The 19064-nt window shown below is 66.0% G+C and carries 21 protein-coding genes; 5 read left to right on the top strand and 16 right to left on the bottom strand.

Annotated features, from left to right (window positions below):
- The 15 genes from EAT49_RS20480 to EAT49_RS20410 all read right to left on the bottom strand — a co-directional run bounded on the left by EAT49_RS20480 (position 1) and on the right by EAT49_RS20410 (position 13994).
- Positions 1 to 1365, bottom strand: a complete 1365-nt coding sequence (locus EAT49_RS20480; protein WP_093359550.1) for a site-specific DNA-methyltransferase — start codon at positions 1363 to 1365, stop codon at positions 1 to 3.
- A 416-nt stretch (positions 1366 to 1781) separates the two neighbouring features.
- Positions 1782 to 2162, bottom strand: a complete 381-nt coding sequence (locus tag EAT49_RS20475; RefSeq protein ID WP_099649490.1) for a DUF6362 family protein — start codon at positions 2160 to 2162, stop codon at positions 1782 to 1784.
- Positions 2155 to 2355, bottom strand: a complete 201-nt coding sequence (locus EAT49_RS20470; RefSeq protein WP_071796301.1) for a hypothetical protein — start codon at positions 2353 to 2355, stop codon at positions 2155 to 2157. Before EAT49_RS20470 ends, EAT49_RS20475 begins: the two co-directional genes overlap by 8 nt.
- Positions 2352 to 2891: a crossover junction endodeoxyribonuclease RuvC gene (locus EAT49_RS20465; protein ID WP_228189155.1), complete on the bottom strand. Its 540-nt coding sequence runs from the start codon at positions 2889 to 2891 to the stop codon at positions 2352 to 2354. Before EAT49_RS20465 ends, EAT49_RS20470 begins: the two co-directional genes overlap by 4 nt.
- Positions 2892 to 3231: 340 nt before the next feature.
- Complete coding sequence (locus EAT49_RS20460; protein ID WP_246003931.1) at positions 3232 to 5553, bottom strand: AAA family ATPase; 2322 nt, start codon at positions 5551 to 5553, stop codon at positions 3232 to 3234.
- Positions 5550 to 6320 (bottom strand): PD-(D/E)XK nuclease family protein, encoded by a 771-nt coding sequence (locus EAT49_RS20455; protein WP_123644167.1) that lies wholly within the window; start codon positions 6318 to 6320, stop codon positions 5550 to 5552. The genes EAT49_RS20460 and EAT49_RS20455 overlap by 4 nt, the downstream gene beginning before the upstream one ends.
- On the bottom strand, positions 6317 to 6523 hold the full coding sequence (locus EAT49_RS20450; protein WP_123644183.1) for a DUF6511 domain-containing protein: 207 nt from the start codon (positions 6521 to 6523) through the stop codon (positions 6317 to 6319). The genes EAT49_RS20455 and EAT49_RS20450 overlap by 4 nt, the downstream gene beginning before the upstream one ends.
- Before the next feature lie 207 nt (positions 6524 to 6730).
- Positions 6731 to 8419: a DEAD/DEAH box helicase gene (locus EAT49_RS20445; protein WP_123644166.1), complete on the bottom strand. Its 1689-nt coding sequence runs from the start codon at positions 8417 to 8419 to the stop codon at positions 6731 to 6733.
- 13 nt (positions 8420 to 8432) lie between these two features.
- Positions 8433 to 9056, bottom strand: coding sequence for a hypothetical protein (locus tag EAT49_RS20440; protein WP_123644165.1), 624 nt, complete (start codon positions 9054 to 9056; stop codon positions 8433 to 8435).
- 101 nt (positions 9057 to 9157) lie between these two features.
- Entirely contained in the window at positions 9158 to 10033 is an 876-nt protein-coding gene (locus tag EAT49_RS20435) for an ATP-binding protein (RefSeq protein WP_123644164.1), read from the bottom strand.
- Positions 10033 to 10329 (bottom strand): hypothetical protein, encoded by a 297-nt coding sequence (locus EAT49_RS20430; RefSeq protein WP_123644163.1) that lies wholly within the window; start codon positions 10327 to 10329, stop codon positions 10033 to 10035. The genes EAT49_RS20435 and EAT49_RS20430 overlap by 1 nt, the downstream gene beginning before the upstream one ends.
- A gap of 38 nt (positions 10330 to 10367) precedes the next feature.
- Positions 10368 to 10562 (bottom strand): hypothetical protein, encoded by a 195-nt coding sequence (locus EAT49_RS20425; RefSeq protein ID WP_018303655.1) that lies wholly within the window; start codon positions 10560 to 10562, stop codon positions 10368 to 10370.
- A gap of 84 nt (positions 10563 to 10646) precedes the next feature.
- Positions 10647 to 11369 (bottom strand): RNA polymerase sigma factor, encoded by a 723-nt coding sequence (locus EAT49_RS20420; protein ID WP_123644162.1) that lies wholly within the window; start codon positions 11367 to 11369, stop codon positions 10647 to 10649.
- A 99-nt stretch (positions 11370 to 11468) separates the two neighbouring features.
- Positions 11469 to 11714, bottom strand: a complete 246-nt coding sequence (locus tag EAT49_RS20415; RefSeq protein WP_123644161.1) for a hypothetical protein — start codon at positions 11712 to 11714, stop codon at positions 11469 to 11471.
- A gap of 84 nt (positions 11715 to 11798) precedes the next feature.
- Entirely contained in the window at positions 11799 to 13994 is a 2196-nt protein-coding gene (locus tag EAT49_RS20410; RefSeq protein ID WP_123644160.1) for a hypothetical protein, read from the bottom strand.
- 391 nt (positions 13995 to 14385) lie between these two features.
- Here EAT49_RS20410 and EAT49_RS20400 point away from each other — a divergent pair, with 391 nt between their 5' ends.
- The 5 genes from EAT49_RS20400 to EAT49_RS20380 all read left to right on the top strand — a co-directional run bounded on the left by EAT49_RS20400 (position 14386) and on the right by EAT49_RS20380 (position 18922).
- Positions 14386 to 14841: a DUF2924 domain-containing protein gene (locus EAT49_RS20400; protein ID WP_123644158.1), complete on the top strand. Its 456-nt coding sequence runs from the start codon at positions 14386 to 14388 to the stop codon at positions 14839 to 14841.
- Positions 14838 to 16163 (top strand): recombinase family protein, encoded by a 1326-nt coding sequence (locus tag EAT49_RS20395; protein ID WP_123644157.1) that lies wholly within the window; start codon positions 14838 to 14840, stop codon positions 16161 to 16163. Before EAT49_RS20400 ends, EAT49_RS20395 begins: the two co-directional genes overlap by 4 nt.
- Positions 16160 to 16552, top strand: a complete 393-nt coding sequence (locus EAT49_RS20390; RefSeq protein ID WP_123644156.1) for a hypothetical protein — start codon at positions 16160 to 16162, stop codon at positions 16550 to 16552. Before EAT49_RS20395 ends, EAT49_RS20390 begins: the two co-directional genes overlap by 4 nt.
- Positions 16553 to 16781: 229 nt before the next feature.
- Complete coding sequence (locus EAT49_RS20385) at positions 16782 to 16979, top strand: hypothetical protein (RefSeq protein ID WP_221181484.1); 198 nt, start codon at positions 16782 to 16784, stop codon at positions 16977 to 16979.
- Positions 16980 to 17020: 41 nt separating this feature from the next.
- Complete coding sequence (locus EAT49_RS20380) at positions 17021 to 18922, top strand: hypothetical protein (protein ID WP_123644154.1); 1902 nt, start codon at positions 17021 to 17023, stop codon at positions 18920 to 18922.
- 45 nt (positions 18923 to 18967) lie between these two features.
- Here EAT49_RS20380 and EAT49_RS20375 read toward each other — a convergent pair.
- Positions 18968 to 19064, bottom strand: a 97-nt coding sequence (locus EAT49_RS20375; RefSeq protein WP_148078744.1) for a transposase domain-containing protein, incomplete at its 5' end; no start/stop codon positions are given.

Genomic DNA, 19064 nt, shown 5'->3' with positions numbered 1-19064 from the left:
TCACGCGGCGGTCTGGCGCTTTCGCGCGGGTTCGGGTTCGGCGTCCGTGTCCGGCGTATCGGTGACGTCGCCCAGCCGCTCCGCCTTCACCTGCGCGAAGGTCCGGCCGTCGCCGTCGAGGATCGCGTCCTTGTCGGTTTCGGCCTGCCAACGCTCCACGGCGACATCGACATACGCCGCGCTGATCTCCATTGCGAAGACGCGGCGGCCATTGGCCTCGCCCGCCATGATCTGCGACCCGGAGCCGGAGAACGGCTCATAGCAGAGGCCGCCCCGCGCCACATGCTGGCGCATCGGGATCCCGAAGGCGTCGAGCGGCTTCGGCGTCGGATGGTCAGGCCGGTCATCCTTGGCGAAGCTGGGAAGCGCCCATGTCGATGGCAGCGTTTCCTCGGCCACCTTCGGCGGGCGGTTCGGGCGACGCCAGCCCATGAAACAGGGCTCGTGCTTCCAGAGGTAATGCGACCGGGTCAGGACGCCCCGGTCTTTCACCCAGATGATTTGCTGATGCACAAAGGCGCCTGCCTTCTCCCAGCAGGCTTCCAGCATCGCCTGGCGGCGCGAGGCGTGCCAGCAGTACCAGGCAGCATCCTCGGCGATGGCTTCCGCCACGGCTGCAGCGATGAACCCGTCATAGAGTTCCGCGCCCTGCGAACTGTCGTCCCAAGTCGTGCCGTAGGACGCCGACCAGTCCTTGTTGCGGGTCGGATGGTTCGAGCCGTCGTAGTCGACGAGATACGGTGGATCGGTCGCGAAAAGGATCGCGCGCTCACCGTTCATCAGGCGGCGCACATCGGCCGCGCTGGTGCTGTCGCCGCAGAGCAGCCGGTGATCGCCGAGGATCCAGAGATCGCCCGTCCGCGACGCCGGATTGCGTGGGGGTTCGGGGATGGTCACCGGCGGCACGGAGCCCCCGGCGCCCTCTTCCTCGCCGCCACCGTCGAGATCGAAGGCCAGCAGCTTGTCGAGTTCGCCATCGGAAAACCCGACCAGCGACAGGTCGAAGTCTTCGGCCAGCAGGTCGTTCAGTTCCGCCGACAGCAGCGCCTCGTCCCAGGTGCCGAGTTCCGTCAGCTTGTTGTCCGCAATCCGGTACGCCCGGCGCTGCGCTTCGGTCAGGTGCCCGAGCACGATCACCGGCGCCTCGGTCAGCCCGAGCTGCGTCGCGGCCAGCACGCGCCCGTGGCCTGCTATCAGTTCGCCGTCCTCGCCGACGAGGCAGGGCACGGTCCAGCCGAACTCGGCCATGCTGGCGGCGATCTTCGCGACCTGATCCGCGCCATGCGCCTTCGCGTTCTTCGCGTAGGGCTGGAGGCGCGACAGCGGCCACGTCTCGATCGCGTCCGGGGCGAAGCTCAACGTCATGATGGGCACGGTTCCTCGGTCGGGTGGATGCCGGTGGCTTCCGGACTCCGGATGCCGGGCCGGACTCCACACGGGGTCCAGCGGCCACCAGCGGTGTCCGGTCGGAAGGCCAGCGTTCATTGGTGTTTGCGCGGGGCGCGCGTGGCTCCGGCTTCCGGGTGGCTTCCCAAAAATCCGGCCCTGTCGCTGGCGATGTTCCGCGCTTCGCCCGCCAGCATACGAATGTCGCCAGGAAGGAACCGGAAACTGCCGTGGGATGGACCCCCGCCGGACCCTCGCTGGATACCGGGGTCCAGAAGAGCCCCGTCAACGCAAAGGGGAGAGCGAGCTTTCCAGCGCACTCTCCCCATCTTGCCTTCGGAATAGCATGATCATGTTGCAGATGTCGAAGGAAAAAGTGTTGCAACATATTGGAGTCACTGCGCATTCAGGCGCGCAGCGATCTTGGTCAGCGCCAGCTGCCAGCGACGCCAGGCGGTCGTGCGGTCGCACCCCAGCTCGCCGCTGATCTGCTTCCACGGCACCCGGGCCGCACGCGACCAGACCAGCTTGCGCTCCGCCTCCTCGATCCAGAGCACCCAGTCGAAGGTCTCCTCGAGCCGGGTGATCGCAGCGGCCGAGGGCCAGACCCGCATCGGCTGGGGTTCCATCGCCGCGATCTCGCGGCTGGTCCGCACGATGTCGGGCCAGGTGTTGAAATAGCCCTGCGCCTTCACCGGCGGCAGCTTGCGCAGGGTGCGGAACGCCTCCTCGAAATGATCGGCGACGCAGTCCGCGGTCCATTCCCGATCAGCCATGACGCGCCTCCCTGTCGGACGGGCGCGGGCCGTAGAGCTTCTCGCCCAGCTGGCGGACCAGTTCACGCTCGGGCCAGGTGAGGCGGTCGTCATCGGCGGAGACCGCGAGGACGCCCTGTTCCCGCCAGCCCTCACGCTTGACCTGCTCGGGATCGCGGCGCCGACCGCCGTAGCCATGGGGGTGCCATCTCATGCGACACCTCCCTTCGTCTCGATCGCCCAGAGCAGGATGGCGATGGCGTCGGCCTCGTTGTCGTCAGCGGGGCTGAAGCCGCGGGAGCGGACGGCGGCGACCATGGCGGCCTTGTCGGCGTTGCCCTTGCCCGAGGCGTGGCGCTTGATCGTACCGACCGGGACGCCCTCATAGGGCACGCCCCGCAGCTCGGCCCATGCAGTCAGCGTGGCCATCAGCCCGCCATAGATGTGGCTCGCGTCGGTCCCTGCGTGGCGGCGGACTTCCTCGAACCAGATGGCGGCGACGGGCCCGGACAGCCGGTCGATCTCGGTCAGCCAGTTGGTGAAGCGCAGGTAGCGCATGCCGCCGCCATCGAAGCGGCCGGGGCGCAGCGAGACGGTCCCGCTGGTAATCAGGCCGTCATGGCCGCGGATCGCCCAGCCGGTCGAGGTGCCGAGGTCGAGCGCGAGGATGCAGCGGTTGCGGGGTGTGTCGAGCGGCAGCGATTCAAACCTTGCGCCGTCGCAATTCGGGATCAGAGTCGGCTGAGCCATGATGGGTCTCCTTTGCCGGTGGCCTGTGGTGGTGGAAGACGACGGCGGTCTGGTGCTTGGCGGTACGGGGCCGGCGTCGTCGGATCGGAAAGCACAACACACCGTCACGGCGGCGCGCGCGGCTGACCCGGACGTATGGGAGGAGTGGCCAACCCTGTGGGGTAGCCCTCCCATACGTAGTATGGGGGTTTGACACCTAACTGTTCCGAGGCGTTCAAGTGGCTGAAATCATTGCGGAATAAGACTTCATGAAGTCTTCGGGCATGAGTTAGAGACCTAACTCTTATTTGCCCGTAACCCGTTGATTTCGTTGAGTGCACAGTTGGCGCTGTCATATGAGTCAGGCCTCACTCATATGAGTTAGGTCGTCCTCCAGCCCCTCCGGGTAGACCCAGACGGCGGGGTTTTCGACCTGCAGGCAGAGCCCGGATTGGGGGCATTTGAAGTGGCTGGGCAGGACCGGACGGGCGGGTGTGGTGACCTCGCCGGTGTCTGGATCGACATGCTCTACGTGCGCGCCGAACTGCATGCCCTCGACGCAGAGATAGCCGAACCGCGACCGGGTGACGGGGAAGCCGAACCCCGAGGGGTCGCGCAGGAACTTCACGAAGCCCTTGGTCGCCAGCACGCTGAGGCGCTCGCGGATCGTGTGCTTGCTGCCCAGACCGCCCCGGTTCTCGAAGGTCTCGGCGAACTGCATGGCGGTGTAGAGGCGCTCGCTCGCCGCCTCATCAAGCAGCATGCCGAGGATGACATCGTGTTTGCGCAGCCGTTCGGCATCGAGCCTGGCGCCGACCTCCTTGCGCACCAGGCGCTCGTTCATCGGGTTCAGCTCGACCCACTCCCCCTTCACCTTGTCGATCAGCTTCCCCGGCAGCGCGGGCCCGTTTCGAAGCTCGATCTCCAGCCTGCGGACGGTGCTGTCCTCGTCGGGTCGGTGCATGAGCAGCCCGGAGGTGTAGAAACCCCGCAGCGCGCTGGCGCCGGAGAGCGCGAGGAAGGGATCGTCCTTGACCTGATGCTTGGTGGCCTTGCGGGTGTGGTGGGCGAGGATGACGCCCGCATCCGGATTGACCGCCTCGCGGAGAAGCTCCACCCGGTCCTTCAGGAAGAACATCATGGCTGTGTTGTCGTTCTCGCCCCCGCCTTCGGGGCCGCCATCGAAGAGGTTGCGGATCGGGTCGATGACGATGATGTCGGGCGGCGCGTCGGGGAATGCGGCCCGGATCGCCTCGGCCACGCGGGCGACGCCTTCCGCGTCGAGCAGCAGCTTCAGCTTCGGCGTGGCGATGAAGGTGTCGCGCGCGGCGGCGATCACGGCGGCGGGCAGCGCGATCTGCTGCATGCGCTCGCGCAGATAGTGATACTGGATCTCGGCCTGCAGGTAGAACACGCGCAGCGGCCGGGGCGGCGTGAAGCCGAGGAACGGCACGCCAGCGGCCATATGCACGAGCCAGCAGATCAGGAAGTCGCTCTTGCCGACCTTGGGCGCGCCGCCAAGCACCAGGAGCCCGCCCGGCGTCAGCACGCGGGGACCGATGATGTCCTCGGGCATCGGGCTCGTGTCTTCGAGCAGCGCGCCGAGGCTGAAGGTCGGCAGCGGGCTGGCCGGGGCGTCGGCGTGGTCCGCGCGCAGGAGCGGCGGACCGTTGCGCTTCACATGCAGCGCCCAGAGGCGCTCGGACTCGGCCATCAGCCGATCGAGCGGCCAGGATGGGCGCAGCATGGCGGCGTTGTAGCCGCAGATCGCCTCCCAGCCTGCGAACGGGTCGAGGCGGCCCTCGTGCACCAGGCGCACGTAATGGCCGATGGCGGCGCTGGCCCCCTGGAAGCGGGACCAGTCGTCAACCGCGCCTTCGCGCACCGGCGTGGTGAGCACTGCGTCGATGCCGGGCTTCGCGGTCGGCGCGGCAACGTCGCTGGCGAAGCCTACGCCTGGCAGCGGCGGCATCTCGGCGACCTTTTCCGCGAAATCCGCCAAGTCGACCTCGACGTCGCGATGCTCGCGGATCTGCACGAGGCGCTGGTGGCCGTGCTTGTGATAGACGGTGCCCGGCACCCGGATCGGCTGATGCGCCGAGCGGAAATGCGTGTCGCCGCCGACCTTCACGGCGATCTCGCCCCGCAGGCGGCAGAGCGTCACCAGGTCCTCGCCCTCGGCCGGTTCGGTCAGCTTCCACCAGACATGGAGCTTGGCCGCACCTTCGGGCGTCCGCCCGCCGCTTTCGATGATCAGCGTGGGCGGGCCGAGATGGCGCGTGACATGGTCGAGCTTGGCCGGGATATCGCCCGCATCGAGATCGACCACGATGGCCTGCATCTGCAGCACATCGGCGGCGCGGGCCTGACCCTGCTCCTCGACCGTGCCGGGGATGACGTAGACGGCGGCGCCCTCCCGGTTCGCCCACGCGGCGAAGGTCGCGAGCTTCTCGTTCGCGGTCTCGTCGGCGGGGATCCAGATGTTGTGCGGCTTGCCGTCCCGGCCCTGACCCTTGTCGACGAAGCCCCGGAGCGGGATCAGCCCCTCGCACCAGCTGAACACGGTGTCGAGGAACACGGCGATCTGCTCGGGGTCGGGATCGCAGCCGAACGGGTTCTCGGACGGCGGCCCGTCGTTGAAATCCATCCACGGGTTGAAATGCAGGATGCCGTCGTCGCTCATGCCGGCAGCCCCCAGCAGCGCTCGGCCCACGGGCAGAAGCGGCACTCGAAGAAATCGGACGTGGTGGCGACGCGCGGCAGAAGCTCGCCCGCATCGGTCGCCTGCAGGATCCGCACGCCCCGGTCGGACATGCGCTGCGCGAGATCGGCGTCGAAGGGCACCAGCTCATGGTGAAGCTCAGCGGTGTCCTTGTTGATCGCGGTGAAGAGCGCGGGCGCGGCCGAGATGCCGGAAACCGTCCCTTCCATGTAGGCTTGGTAGAGCGCGATCTGGGCGGCGTAGACCGGCTTCGACTTCGTCACGCCGTCCTTGACGCAGGCGCGCCAGTTCTTCGCGTTCATCGTCTTGCATTCCCAGAGGGCGGGAACGGCCAGCTCGAAGCCTTCGGGCCCTGCGGCGATGATGCCGTCGACATGACCGCGGATGCGCCCGCCCGCAACGGAGAACCCGAACTGGCCGCCATCTGGCCGGTTGCCCTTGCGCGTGTAGAGGTCGAAGCCCGCGCCGCGCAGCCAGGCGACGGCCAGATCCTCGAGCGCATGGCCGATGGCGAAGATGCGCAGCGACTGGCCGCTGAAGTCCTGGCCCTCGTCCTTCGGCGCAGCCGTGAACTCGAACTGCAGGGCGCGCTCGCAGGCATGGCCGAGACGCGAGCCGCCGAGGTAGTCGCGGGGCGGCCGCGTGGCCTGATCGGCGGTCAGCGCCCGATCGACCGCGGCGTTGACCCGCTCTGCGAAAGTCGGCCGGTGATTGTAATCGAGGGTCAAAACGGCACCTCCGGCGTCTGCGCCCGGGCGATGTCGGACATGGCCTCGCGGAAGCCCTCGACGGCCTCCTCGATCAGCGCGCGCACCTGCGCCTCGGTCAGATCGGCGAGCGGTGTAGTCCAGCCGATCTCGTCCATCAGCAGTGCGACGCGCTTCATGGTGGCGGTGATCGCGGCGCGCTCCTCCTCGGTCAGGTCAACCATGGCGAAACGCTCCCGCGCGAAGCGCGTCCAGAAGGACTGGCAGGGCATCGAGCAGAACCAGACCGATGGCCGGGGCCGCTTCGACCGGTGCGGATCGAACCAGCCAAAACCACGGGTGGGTTGCCGGCAGACAGCACAAAGCGTCCCACGCGGATGCCAGAGTCGCCGCCGGTCCTCGGCCGTGATGGGGGTTGAGGGTGCCATGGGTCATGCCGCCCTCCGTTCGGGAGAGGCCGCCGTGTCGATCAGCTGGCGGATGGCGCGCTTGTTGAAGCCGAAGGTCATCAGCGCGGAGGCGCGGTAGCGCGTCAGGCCGAAGTCGTGGCGGCACTCGGGCGGCAGGTACTGCAGCTGCTTCTCGGTCGGCGGCTGGCGCAGCCAGGAGCGGGTCTTGAAGGCGCTCTCGTCGGTCTCGTGCGTGTTCAGCCAGTCGTCGGCCTGCGCGAGGCAGACGGTGCGCTCGCCGACGCCCAACAGGTGGGGGCGTTCGCCCTTCGCGCCGCCGATGGCGTACCAGACCCCGTCCAGCCAGAAGATGCCGCCCCAGGCTGCGAAGCCCGTGGCCATCAGCGCGTCGTCCGTGCCGTAGAGGTCGACCCACGCGAAGCTGGAGCGCTTCAGCAGGTCGATCTCGGTCATCATGAAGCCCGAGAGCGGCGCGGCGTCCCCGCCTTCGCCCGCATCCAGATCCTCGCGCGGGAACGCCTCGCCGCAGAGCGGGCATTCGGTGGCGGCCAGCGGGATCTCCGCCTCGCAGGCAGGACAGGTCTTCGTCGGCGCCTCGCCGATCTCGGTCTTGCCGTCGAGATCGACGTCCTGTTCCAGCGTGCCGTGGATCAGGCTGGAGGTGCCGAAGTCCAGCACGACGCAATCGGTTTTCACGATGCCTGGGTGTTCCTCGGGGTCGACGGTGCGCAGCCCGCGCCCGACCATCTGGATCATCGTGGACTTGTAGGAGCTGGGCCGCAGCAGCACGACGCAGGAGGTGGGCGGATGGTCCCAGCCCTCGGTCAGAACCGCCACGTTGACCACGACGCGGATGTCGCCCGCGGCGTAGTCGGCGAGGATTGCCTTGCGCGTTTCGGCCGCCAGATCGCCATGGATCAGCGCGGCGGAAACGCCCGCCGCCCTGAAGGCGTCGGTGACGTGTTCGGCATGCGCGACGGTGGAGCAGAACACCACGGTCTGCCGGTCGCCCGCCTTTTCCTTCCAGTGGCGGATCACCTCGTCGGTGACGGGCGCGCGGTCCATGATGCCCGCCACCTCCGCCATGTCGAAATCCGACATGGTCTTGCGGACGGACCGCAATTCGTCCTGGACACCGACATCGATGACGAAGGTGCGCGGCGGCACCAGGTGGCCCGAGGCGATCAATTCGCCCAGCCGCACCTGATCGGCGACGTTGTCGAAAACCTCGCGCAGGCCCTTCCTGTCGCCCCGGTTCGGCGTCGCCGTGACCCCGAAGATCCGGGCGTCGGGATTGGCCTCGCGCACCCGGTCAATGATGCGGCGGTAGCTGTCGGCGACGGCATGGTGCGCCTCGTCGACGACCAGCAGGTCGAGGCGCGGCATGTCGGCGAGGTTCGAGGCGCGCGCCAGCGTCGGCACCATGGCGAAGGCGACCTGACCGCCCCAGGACTTCTCCGTTGCGTCGATGACAGAGGTAGCGACGCCTGGCACCACGCGCTGAAACTTGGCGCGGTTCTGCGCCGTCAGCTCGTCGCGATGGGCCAGCACGCAGGCCTTGGCCCCGTCGTCGATCATCTCGCCGGTGACCGCCGAGAGCATGATGGTCTTGCCCGCGCCGGTGGGCGCCACGCCCAGCGTGTTGCCGCGGGAAGCGAGCGCAGCCACGCTGCGCTCGACGAAGGTCTTCTGGCGGGGGCGCAGGCGCATGGCCGGTCTCCCCTTACTGCGCCCAGCTCGGCCGACCGGCGGCGCCGGGGGCGGACGCGGGCTGGCTGGGCTGGGTGGACGTGGTGGGCTGCTGCGGGGCGTGGCCCTGCGCCGGGGCAGCAGAGGACTGCGGCGCGACCGTGCCCATCAGCGCGGCGTAGTCGCGATGGTCGGGCGTGACGGCATTGCGGATCTCGTTCTTGTCCTCGCCGTTGGTGTCGGTGCCGATGTCGATGCGGGCGATGAATTCGACGCCGTCGAGATCGCCGAACCCGTTGATGCGGCGGCGGGCCTGCGCCTCCGGCGAGTTGTCCTTGTCCGACACGCCGCGCGCCGAGTTGAGGATGCCGCGGATCAGGCCGCGCCCCATGTTGGCCCAGTCTGGACCCTTGGGGCTGTAGAGGCCGATCAGCGACCAGATTTTGCGCCGGGCATAGGGCCCTTCGAGCACCGTGTATTCGACGTCGAGATAGACGGCGCCGGTGGCGGCGCGGCGCGCCCAGCCGCCGGTCCAGCCTTGCGAGGGGTCGTCGTAGCCGCCGGGGCGCAGTGAGGCCCGCACCTTGGCGAGCGTGCCCTTCGGGATGACGTTGGTGTTGGATTGGGCGGAGTTGAAGTCGTTCCAGGGTCCGGACATTGCGCGGCTCCTTTCAGTTGGAGGATGGGACGCGCAGTGGCGTCAGAGGGGAAAAGCCACCCCAGCGACCGGATCGGGACACCGGGCGTGGCGAGAGGCGCTCAGCCATGGCCGGGCTCCTGCGCGGGCGCGGGATCGGCCGGGGTCACCGGCGGCCATGTCAGGCGTTCGGAGGCTGGCGCCGCGGGACGCTGGATCTTCTCCATCAGCCGGCCGAGATGCGGGGCCTCGACCCTGTCGAGGCGGCCGGAACGGTCCTTGGCCGGATAACCCCAGGGGTTCAGCGTCTGGCAGACGAAGGCGCGCTGCGGCTGGCCGCCCTGGTCCGGGATGTCGGCCATGGTGATGACCTGATCGACGATCCCCGGCAGCTCGAGCCCGGTCTTCGAGCCGTCGATCTGCGGCTGGAAGACCTTGCGGTTGAAGTCGTCGAGCCGCTCGTCAAGGATGCCGACGAACCAGACGTGCTTGCCGCGCGTGTGCTGCAGGTGGGTCAGCCAGCCGATCATCTCACGGCCATGCAGCCCGTAGGCGCCGCGGATGTCGGGCTTGCCGGTCTTCTCGGAGAACGCTTCGGGCTGCCCACGGCACCACTGGAAGCAGAGCCGTCCCGCGACGGTGATCGAGTCGATGAAGACGGTCTCGTATTTCCCGATCACCGTGGGATCGCCGTAGCGGCCGCAGACCTCGTCGAAATGCGCCTGGCTGTAGGGCTGGTCCTCGCGCAGCGCCGGGTTCGGCCCGCCGATGAACACCGCGAAGTCGCGACATTCCTTCCAGGTGCGGGGCCGGAGCGTGTCGATCTCCAGCCCCTCGACCGCCAGATCCCCAGCCTCGAGATCGAGGAAGAGCGTGTTCGAGGCGTTCAGCGTCCAGAGCAGGCTGGTCTTGCCGATGCCGGACCGCCCGAAGATGACGCCCTTGATGCCCTTGCGTTGCGCGAGCCGCTCATCGGCGCCGATGATGGGAAGGGCCATCACTGGCCCTCCTTCTTCATCACCGCCGTGGCGGCGCGATCTGCGCCGATGCACCCCGCCTCGCGGGCGAGCTTGTAGAGGCGCTTCAGCGCGTCGGCGCGGCGGTAGGCGGCCGTGCTCTCGCGCTCCGCTTCCACGATCGCGAAGGCGATCTCGTCGACGGTCGCCTCGACGACCGGCAGCGGCTCGCGCGGTTCGTCTCCGGGACGCTGCGGGAGGGAGATGGTTTCGGGGAGATCTTCGAGGGCGTAGTTCACCTTGCGAAGACGGGTGATGGCGTCCGACTGGTCCGGCATGGCGGTTCTCCGTGAGATGATGTGATCGAGGAGGCGCATCACGCGGCCTCGCGGACGTCGGGCGCGGGCTCGGCGACGTAGATCGCCAGCAGCGGCGTCCCGTCGGCATGGGCGCCGGCGTCCTCGATCTGATAGTTGCGGTTGGGCTCGCAGACCTCGGTCAGCTCCCAGCGGCGATAGAGCCCCGGAAGACGCCTGAAATCCTCGAGCGACAGATCGGCAGTGCGGTTCATGCGTGTCTGCTTTCGGTTTGAGGGAAGGCGCTCGGGGCGCTCGAATGGAAAAAGCCACCGGCGGGACCGGATCGGGACATCGGTTCAGGGGATTTCCTCGAGGGCGTCGTGCAGCCGGCGCATCGCGCGCTGGTACCGCTTGCGGGCGGCGGCCTCGGTCAGCCCCAGGTCAGCTCCCGCCTCGGCTTGGGAAAAACCCTCGATCGCCACGCGGATCACCAGCACGGCGTCGTCGCCGAGCAGCTTCCGCACGGCGCCGTTCAGCCGGGCGTACCCATCCGCGCCGATTCCGCTGTCGCCGCTGTCCGCCACCTCGTCGGGGTCGGCGCCGCTGGCGAGATGTTCGCGCGCCGTGTCGCGCTGGCGCACGCGGATCATGTCGCGCTCGACGTTGCGGAGCACCGTGGCCGCGATCCAGTTGACGCGCCCGAGGTCGAGGCCGCGGACCGCCTCGGTAGTGCGCGCCAGCACGTCGGACGCGACCTCGTCAGCGGTGCCGAGCCTGCGCCAGAGCGACCGGCGCCGGATGGCGTCGAGGCCGGGCCAGAGCGCCAGCAACAGCATTGTCAGGGCGCTGTCGGACGCGGGCCCGTCGCCCTGCGCTGCCCTCACGAGAGCGGCGAGGATCAGGTTCTTCTGGCCCTGATCGCCGGGGGTGCGGTGCAGCCCGTCCAGCAGGGCCGCCGGATCCCGGAACGCTGCAAGGGCGGCCTGCGTGCGCCGGATGGCGTCGAAACTGCGCTGGAAGTGAAGATTGGAGGAAGATTGCATGAGGTGATCACGGATCTCGTGCCACGCGAAGGACATCGGACGCCTGCCTTGCGGCCAGGCGTCCGGCGCCTTCTCGTGGCCAGGTCAGGACGTCGCGCGTCTCTGCGATTTCAGGGGGTTGGGTGAATGCGCGCGTCAGCGCGCGGGTGCCGTTGCGTTATTCAGCGTGGCGCAGCCCCGGCAGGTGGCCTGAACCGGAAAGCCCACGAGATACTCGTGCCCCCGCGCGAAGCGCAGGTGCATGCGGCCGTCCCGGCAGACGCCGAGCAGCTTCTCACAGCGCGTGCAGCGCCATTCCGAGTTGGAGGTGGTGGGCTTGGTCTTCGCGGCGCCGGACCAGCTCGTCTGGGCTGCCTGGCGCGAGGGGAAGGGAGTCGGCATGAAAGTGCTCCTCTGATGTGGAGCCCTTCCAATAATCAGCGGTTTGTTAGACCGTCCCGCCCGAAACCCTAGATGAACTCTAGATCACGCGGTGTCGGTCGCCTCGCCGAGACGCCAATAGCGATTGCTCGAGCCGTGCCGGATGTAAGTCGGATGCGCCTTCGCCCATGCGCCGGAAGAGAACAGCTGTCTGGGATTGTCAGACCCCATCCCGTCCATCAGGACCTTGGTCAGCCGCTGGCCTGTGCCATCGGTCGCCGCTTCAACAAGGCTTTCGAAGAGTTGGATCTGGCCCGCGCCGTCAAGCGTTAGCGGATCGAGACCCGGGATGATGAGCGTCGCAGAGCGAGGCGTGTGTCGTACAACTTGGGCGACTTGCGCGGAGGACGCCAGCGTTCGGTTCGCCTCGAATCGCCGAGCCATTTCCTCCTGGTCCAGATCGCCGAGGCTTCCGTCCTGAAGCAACAGGTCGCGTAGCGCGATCACGACGTTCGGCCCGAGGAATCGTGGTGGATCATTGGACACGGCGAGTACGAGACCAGGACCCGCCGTATGTCGCGACCGAAGCGCATTCTCGACATTCTCGCGGGCTTTCAGATCGGCAAGGCGGCGCGCCAGGTAAAGCGGGACCTTTCGCTCACCCAGTGCAATCGGCCCAAGCGAGACGAGGAACTCGTTGATGGTTTCGATGTTCCTGATACCGAGAGAGCCAGCTATCGCCTGGTGGATGGTTTCGGCGAGCCATGCTCGATCGATCCCGTACTCGATCGCATTGGTGTCGAGACGCAATCCGTCCGCCTCCCCAAAGGAACCGGTTTGTCGAACCGTCCCCGGCTCCGGACCCGTTTCCTGCTCAACTTCGACAACCTCATCGTCATCCTCGGCGAGCCCAATCACCTGCCGCCCTTTGCGGGCAATCAATCTCGCACTCACCAAGCGGGCTGGATCGACGCCCGCGGAGTTGAAGAATGCACCTGCAACAGTGTCGCCGGGCAGGTCGTACAGCGACAGAAGAAAGCCGAACCACTGCGCCCGTTCCTGATCGGTGAGCGTCCGCAGGTTCTGCGTAAGACCCCAGTGTTCGAGCAGTCGGAACCCAAGGTCCCGAAGGAACGGATCGCGCATGCTCTGCACGTCCGAACTGCTGCCATTCGAGATCGAGACCCGGAAGGTTCCCTTCTTGCCGTCTGATCGACGGGTGTAACCAATTGCGATGGCGATTTTTGTGAAGCCGAAACTCCGGATCAGGGTGGCTGAATTGGCGACGTATTTCCGGACAACGTCCTCCATCGTGTCTTCTATGGTCACCTTGATGTTCAGCCGCCGGCCCCACGAGCCGAGGCGCACCTCGGCCTCGACTACCGCCGCCAGCGTGATCTCGACATCGTCGAAATCCGGGCGATCCAGATCGAAGGAGGACCTGAAGCGTTCGAGGTTAAACTCTCGGCGGGTCAGCGGCTTGGCCGAAGGCGGGCGCCCTAGAACGACCTCCGCGAAGACTTTCGAGGTTTTTTCGCGAACCTCGCCGCTGGCTGATGCGACCTCGATTTTCTTCAGCTTGGGCGTGTAGATCAGGACAGCCTCGTGTGATGGCCTGTAGTAGTGGACGGTCCAGCCCCCTTCCTCGCGATGATTGTCGATACTTGACAGGGGCCCGGGATGGCGCAGGGCGACCATGAAGGACGGCGGGTAGTTGGCGGTCTCGGGCAATTCGAGGACGGACGCGGTGACCTTGCCCTTCAGTCCCAGAGCTTCCTGAACAGCGTCACAGAGCTTCTCGTCAGGGATTCCCTCTGCGTCGGCAACAGAATCGTGGTCGAAGTCCACCTCGCAGCATGTGTAGTACGTCCGCCGTTCTCGATAGCGCCGCGCGGCATAGAAGCTCTGGGCGTCGTGAAAGTGCATCGGGAAGACCGTGCGCATCCAGATGCTCTTGCACAGCAGGTCAGGCTGGGACTCATAATGGTCGTAGTCGACATTCTGCAGCCGTTGCCCCGCAACCGTGTCGAGTGAGGTCGCTCCCTTGTCCTGGCCCATGTCGAGCAGAGCGCCAGCGATGCCCTCAAGTAGCCCGATGATTTCCTTGTCCTCCGAACGCAGGTACGCACTCAGCGCGGCCTTGCCTTGATCATCGGTCGTGCCATCAATGATTTCCGGCGGAGCGAGAAGAGTGTCGTCGGGCCGTTTGAAGCTGGCGAGAAACTGCCGGACCAGCGCAGCTGGGGCGCCCTGAAGGATACTCCCGAGGTTCGGTCCGAATTCGCTCTTCCTCCGCGCCATGAACTCACCTCAATGAACAACTGCTCTCGATTGATTCAACCCACGATAATCATGGACATATCCGTGATCGGCAACCCCTGATGTTCTCTCCCTGTTCGCATTTCTGCATTCCGTTCTTCTGAGATGTCCCGTCCCGGGCGGCCGGGTGGCTTTTGATCGGTAACAGCACCACCGATCACGGCTACCAAGACATGAAACGACCCAATCCGCTCCCGCCCGACCAGATGACCGCCGCCGAGCGCCGCGCCGAGCTGTGCGGCCTGCTGGCACTCGGGCTGCTTCGGTTGCGGATGCGGGAGACGGGCGAAGTATCTGACGATACTGGAGAACGTTGCCTACACTATCCGCCCGACCGATGCCGTCATGCAACTCCAACTCGCCGGAGAAATGCATGAACAAGCCCGATCCCATCCCCGCGCGCCTGGCCGCGCTCAAGAGCACGCCGACACCCGACCTGAAGCAACAGTGGCGCGACCTGTTCGACAGCGAGCCGCCACCATTCAACCGCCGCTACCTCGAGTCCCGCCTGGCTTACCGCATCCAGGAACTCGCCTACGGCGGGCTGAAGCCCGAAACGATCCGGCGCTTGGAGCGGCTGGGCGAGGAACTGGACGGCGGCGACAAGAGGAAGCGCGGCATCCGCGCCGATCGCGACCGCCCCATCACCGGTACGCGCCTTCTGCGCGAATGGCAGGGCGTCGAACAGGTCGTCACCGTCACCGCCGACGGGTTCGAATGGCAGGGGCGGCCCTACAAGTCGCTGTCCGCCATCGCCCGCGCCATCACCGGCACGCGCTGGAACGGTTGGGTCTTCTTCGGCCTCAAGAACCACAGGGGGCGGCCATGACGAAGCCGCCCGAGAAGTCGAAGGTCGTCCGCAAGCTGCGGTGCGCGGTCTACACACGCAAATCCTCCGAGGAAGGGCTGGAGCAGGAGTTCAACAGCCTCCACGCCCAGCGAGAGGCCTGCGAGGCGTACATCGCTAGTCAGCGGTCGGAAGGCTGGGTGCTGGTCCGCGATCAGTATGACGACGGCGGCATCTCGGGCGGCACGCTGGACCGGCCCGGCCTGAAGCGGCTGATGGAAGACATCGAGGACGGGCTGGTCGATGTGGTGGTGGTTTACAAGATCGACCGCCTCAGCCGCTCGCTGGCGGACTTCGCCAAGCTGGTCGAGGTATTCGACCGGAACGGCGTGACGTTCGTCTCGGTCACGCAGTCGTTCAACACCACCACCTCCATGGGGCGACTGACGCTGAACATCCTGCTCAGCTTCGCCCAGTTCGAGCGGGAAGTGACGGCCGAACGCATCCGCGACAAGGTCGCCGCGAGCCGCAAGAAGGGGATGTGGATGGGCGGCGTCCCGCCCTTCGGGTATCGGGTCGAGAACCGCAAGCTGCTGGTCGACGACGAAAGCGCTGTAAATGTGCGCTGGATTTTCGAGCGCTTCCTCGAGATCGGGTCCTGCACGGAACTGGCGCGGGAGGTCGGCACACGTGGCATCTGCACCCCGCGCGGTAACCGGATCGACAAGAAGTACATCTACCGCATGCTGAGCAACCGCGCTTACATCGGCGAGGCGGTCCACAAGGGCGACAGCTATCCCGGCGAGCACGACGCCATCATCGACCGCGAGATGTGGGACCGCGTCCACACCATTCTTCAGGAAAGCCCCCGCAAACGCGCCGCGCGGACCCGCGCCGAGACACCGGCGCTGCTGAAGGGACTGCTTTTTGGCCCCGATGGCGCTGCGTTCTCGCCGACGCACACCAGGAAGGGCGACAGGCTATACCGTTATTATGTCAGCCAGACGGTGCTGAAGCATGGTGCCGGGTCGTGCCCGGTCGGCCGCGTGCCCGCGGGCGATATCGAGGCGGCGGTGATCGACCAGCTTCGCGCGGTCTTTCGCCAGCCCGAGATCGTGGCAGGGACGTGGAAGGCGGCACGCGGCCATGCCGACGACATCAGCGAGGCTGATGCCCGCGCGGCGCTGCAGCAGCTCGATCCGCTGTGGGACGAGCTTTTCCCAGCAGAACAGGCCCGCATCGTTGGATTGCTGGTCGCGCGAGTCGATATCGGGGCGGACGGCTTGAACGTGCGGCTGCGCGTCGATGGCCTTGGCGGCCTCGCGCGCGAGATGCTGGCAGGAGAAATGGGGGCGGCTGCATGACCCGCGGCAAGCCGGTTCCCGAGACGGTGACGCTCCACGTCCCGTTCCGCGTCGTGAAGCGCGGCGGGCGGAAGGAGATGCAGCTGCCAGAGGGCGCTGCGCAGCCGCGAAGGCCCGACAGCGCACTTATCAAAGCGCTGGCGCGCGCCTTCCGCTGGAAGCGCATGCTGGAGTTGGGCGAGTTCGCCACCATCGCCGAACTGGCCGACCGCGAGGGGATCGCGCCGTCCTACATGACCCGCGTTCTGCGCCTGACGCTACTTGCGCCCGACATCGCGGAGGCGATCCTGGATGGGAAGCAGGGGCCGGCGGTGACGTTGGCGCGCGTACTGGAGCCGATCCCTGCCGATTGGGCAGAACAACGTGCACACCTAGGTGCCGATCTCTAGGCGGGGTCTCACTAGCCGTGTCTCGTGGAACTAGGTCCTGACTCGACTCCTCGATCCATGTGCTTGGCATCCTTCCTAAATCTTCTAGACGAGCCCAAGGCTGCTGGACCGCTCAGATTCGTGGCACGGGCCATCGCCACATCCAACATCAGCAGAATATTTGCACCATATTGCAACATATCCGATCTGTTGCTATATAAGCCAAATGAAGGACAAGCGAGAGAGCTTTGTGAGGTTGGCTGAGGCCCGGGTGAACCGGGCCCTCAAGGACATCCGACTGATCGGTAACCTGTCGAACAAATCGGCCTACAGCTACACCGAAGAGGACGTGAAGAAGATGTTTCGCGCCTTGCAGCGGGAGATCGAGTTTGCTCGGTCGAAGTTTGGCGACGGAGACAGCAGCGGGTCCGGAGATTTCAAGCTCTAGGCGCCGTTTGCACAGGGCAGCACAATGGAGATTTAGCGGCGATGGTTGAACCAGTTCTTAGGTTCTTGGCCAACGAGGCTGGCGAGAAGGAGGGGCTCGGCGATGCCGGAATTGAAACCTTTCGAGACGAGCCCTATGCCAGCTGCGCCAGGGAGGCCGGGCAAAACAGCCGTGATGCCGCAACGGGATTGCCTGAGCATCCCGTTAGAATGTCGTTCAATGTTTTCGGTCTCAACCACGCAGACTTTCCTTCCCATGAAATCCTGAGGAGCACGATTGCTGCTTGCAGCGCCGAGGCCAAACAGGACCGGGAAAAGGAGTTTTTCGCGAACGCGTCCAAAGTGATCGGCGCGGATAGGATCGCCGTGCTCGAGATCGCCGATCGCAGCACGACCGGCCTCGTTGGCCCACCTGACGAGGAAGAAACGCCTTTTCATTCCCTCGTCAAGGCCTCGGGCGTGACGGCCAAGGATACTGTCGACTCCGGCGGCTCCTTCGGCATCGGCAAGAATGCGTCCTTTGCCGTATCCGACCTCCAGACGGTGTTTTACGCTACGACTTACAAGAACGGAGAGAGCGAAGCTTTTGCCGCTCAAGGCAAGGTGAAGCTGGTTTCGCATACAGACCCGGACGGCAAGAAGCAGAGGGCGACGGGCTACTGGGGGGATCCCGAGGGGTTCCGGGCTGTGACTGACCGCGCGCTAGTGCCGGAATGGATGGCGCGTACCGAAATCGGCACTTCGATCTTCTGCATGGGCTTCCGGGCGGCTGACGACTGGGCTGAGCGCATGACCTATTCGCTCGTCTCGAACTTCTTCGGCGCCGTTCACCGCGAACAGATGGTATTCGAGGTAGACGACGGGAGGATCAACATCAATCGCAACACGCTCGAGGGGCTGTTCGCGAGGCAGGACATCATCGATGCCGCAGAGCGCACGGGGCATCAGGCCGATCTGACCTTTGCAGGGCAGCTCTATCGTTGCCTCGTTTCAGACAATGCGGAAGAGCAGGTCCTCACGATCCCAAAGCTTGGTAAGATGCGGGTCCGAGTGCTGATCGAAGAGGGAATGCCCTGCCGCGTTGGCTTCATCCGAAATGGGATGCTGATCACGGACAACCTCCGGCACTTCGGACATCCTTTGGCACAGTTCCGCGGATCGCGCGACTTCGTCGTGGTCGTGGAACCGGATGACACTGAAGCTGGCGTTCTGCTGAAGAAGCTTGAGAACCCAGCACATGACGGCTTCTCCGCCGAAAGGCTGCCTGATGCCGGCAAGCGAGCAGACGCTTCATCGGCCATGAAGCGTCTCGGCAAAGAACTTAGGGAGATCATCAAGGCAACGACGGGCGTCAAGCATGAAGGCTCCGTCGTCCTGGACGAACTGGGCCGTTTCTTCGCCGAGACCGGCAAGACCGACACACCCGACGATCCGAACGCCGAGCATGATCCCGAGCGGTATACCTACGAGTCCAAAAGACGAAAATCGAAGTCTCGAAAGGCTCCGAGCCCTGCTGGAGGCGAGCAGGGCGGTCGGAGCCAGACCGGGACGGGTTCTGGCGGTAAAGGTGGAGGCAGCGGCTCCGGAACCGGCCAGGGCACAGGCGGCCGTGGCACAGCTGGAGATCGGGAGCCGGTTGTTCTCCGCGAGGTACGTAACCTTATCCGTTCAGACAGCTCCGGAGCAGCCACATCCCGTGAGCTTCACTTCACGCCGGAAGCCTCAGGACCGATCGAATTGATGGTCCAGGCCACGGGGGTGAACGCGCCCGAGGGCCTTATCGTGACGGCTGCAGACGCGGGCACCCCGGGTTCTGGCGTGCTCACTGTTGACGTCAAGGACGGCGAACGCTGCAAGGTGACAGTTTCGTTCGATGAACCATACGATGGCCCGATAGAATTGATCGCCGTGAGCCGCGCGGAAGTCGAGGAAACGCCGGCATGAGGTTTTCAGAAGAGAGTAAGCGGCGTCTGCTGCCCACGAGGCGTTTCAGCTTGACGGCTTGAAGTTCCAGGGCAGCAGATCGTCGATGGCGGACTGAGGGTGACCGTTGGCGATCGCTTCGAGCGTGGCCTTGAGATACGCG

It is taken from the genome of Histidinibacterium lentulum, from assembly GCF_003789055.1.
Lineage (GTDB): Bacteria > Pseudomonadota > Alphaproteobacteria > Rhodobacterales > Rhodobacteraceae > Oceanicola > Oceanicola lentulus.
This window is presented reverse-complemented; position numbering and strand designations above follow the sequence as displayed.

Excerpts from the sequence above, each read along its gene's own strand:
- EAT49_RS20470 (WP_071796301.1), bottom strand. The coding sequence starts at position 2,355 with ATGAGATGGCACCCCCATGGCTACGGCGGTCGGCGCCGCGATCCCGAG.
- EAT49_RS20390 (WP_123644156.1), top strand. The coding sequence starts at position 16,160 with ATGACCCGCGGCAAGCCGGTTCCCGAGACGGTGACGCTCCACGTCCCG.
- EAT49_RS20480 (WP_093359550.1), bottom strand. The coding sequence starts at position 1,365 with ATGACGTTGAGCTTCGCCCCGGACGCGATCGAGACGTGGCCGCTGTCG.
- EAT49_RS20475 (WP_099649490.1), bottom strand. The coding sequence starts at position 2,162 with ATGGCTGATCGGGAATGGACCGCGGACTGCGTCGCCGATCATTTCGAG.
- EAT49_RS20465 (WP_228189155.1), bottom strand. The coding sequence starts at position 2,891 with ATGGCTCAGCCGACTCTGATCCCGAATTGCGACGGCGCAAGGTTTGAA.
- EAT49_RS20430 (WP_123644163.1), bottom strand. The coding sequence starts at position 10,329 with ATGCCGGACCAGTCGGACGCCATCACCCGTCTTCGCAAGGTGAACTAC.
- EAT49_RS20440 (WP_123644165.1), bottom strand. The coding sequence starts at position 9,056 with ATGTCCGGACCCTGGAACGACTTCAACTCCGCCCAATCCAACACCAAC.
- EAT49_RS20420 (WP_123644162.1), bottom strand. The coding sequence starts at position 11,369 with ATGTCCTTCGCGTGGCACGAGATCCGTGATCACCTCATGCAATCTTCC.
- EAT49_RS20460 (WP_246003931.1), bottom strand. The coding sequence starts at position 5,553 with ATGAGCGACGACGGCATCCTGCATTTCAACCCGTGGATGGATTTCAAC.
- EAT49_RS20410 (WP_123644160.1), bottom strand. The coding sequence starts at position 13,994 with ATGGCGCGGAGGAAGAGCGAATTCGGACCGAACCTCGGGAGTATCCTT.
- EAT49_RS20415 (WP_123644161.1), bottom strand. The coding sequence starts at position 11,714 with ATGCCGACTCCCTTCCCCTCGCGCCAGGCAGCCCAGACGAGCTGGTCC.
- EAT49_RS20400 (WP_123644158.1), top strand. The coding sequence starts at position 14,386 with ATGAACAAGCCCGATCCCATCCCCGCGCGCCTGGCCGCGCTCAAGAGC.
- EAT49_RS20435 (WP_123644164.1), bottom strand. The coding sequence starts at position 10,033 with ATGGCCCTTCCCATCATCGGCGCCGATGAGCGGCTCGCGCAACGCAAG.
- EAT49_RS20445 (WP_123644166.1), bottom strand. The coding sequence starts at position 8,419 with ATGCGCCTGCGCCCCCGCCAGAAGACCTTCGTCGAGCGCAGCGTGGCT.
- EAT49_RS20395 (WP_123644157.1), top strand. The coding sequence starts at position 14,838 with ATGACGAAGCCGCCCGAGAAGTCGAAGGTCGTCCGCAAGCTGCGGTGC.
- EAT49_RS20380 (WP_123644154.1), top strand. The coding sequence starts at position 17,021 with ATGGTTGAACCAGTTCTTAGGTTCTTGGCCAACGAGGCTGGCGAGAAG.
- EAT49_RS20450 (WP_123644183.1), bottom strand. The coding sequence starts at position 6,523 with ATGGTTGACCTGACCGAGGAGGAGCGCGCCGCGATCACCGCCACCATG.
- EAT49_RS20425 (WP_018303655.1), bottom strand. The coding sequence starts at position 10,562 with ATGAACCGCACTGCCGATCTGTCGCTCGAGGATTTCAGGCGTCTTCCG.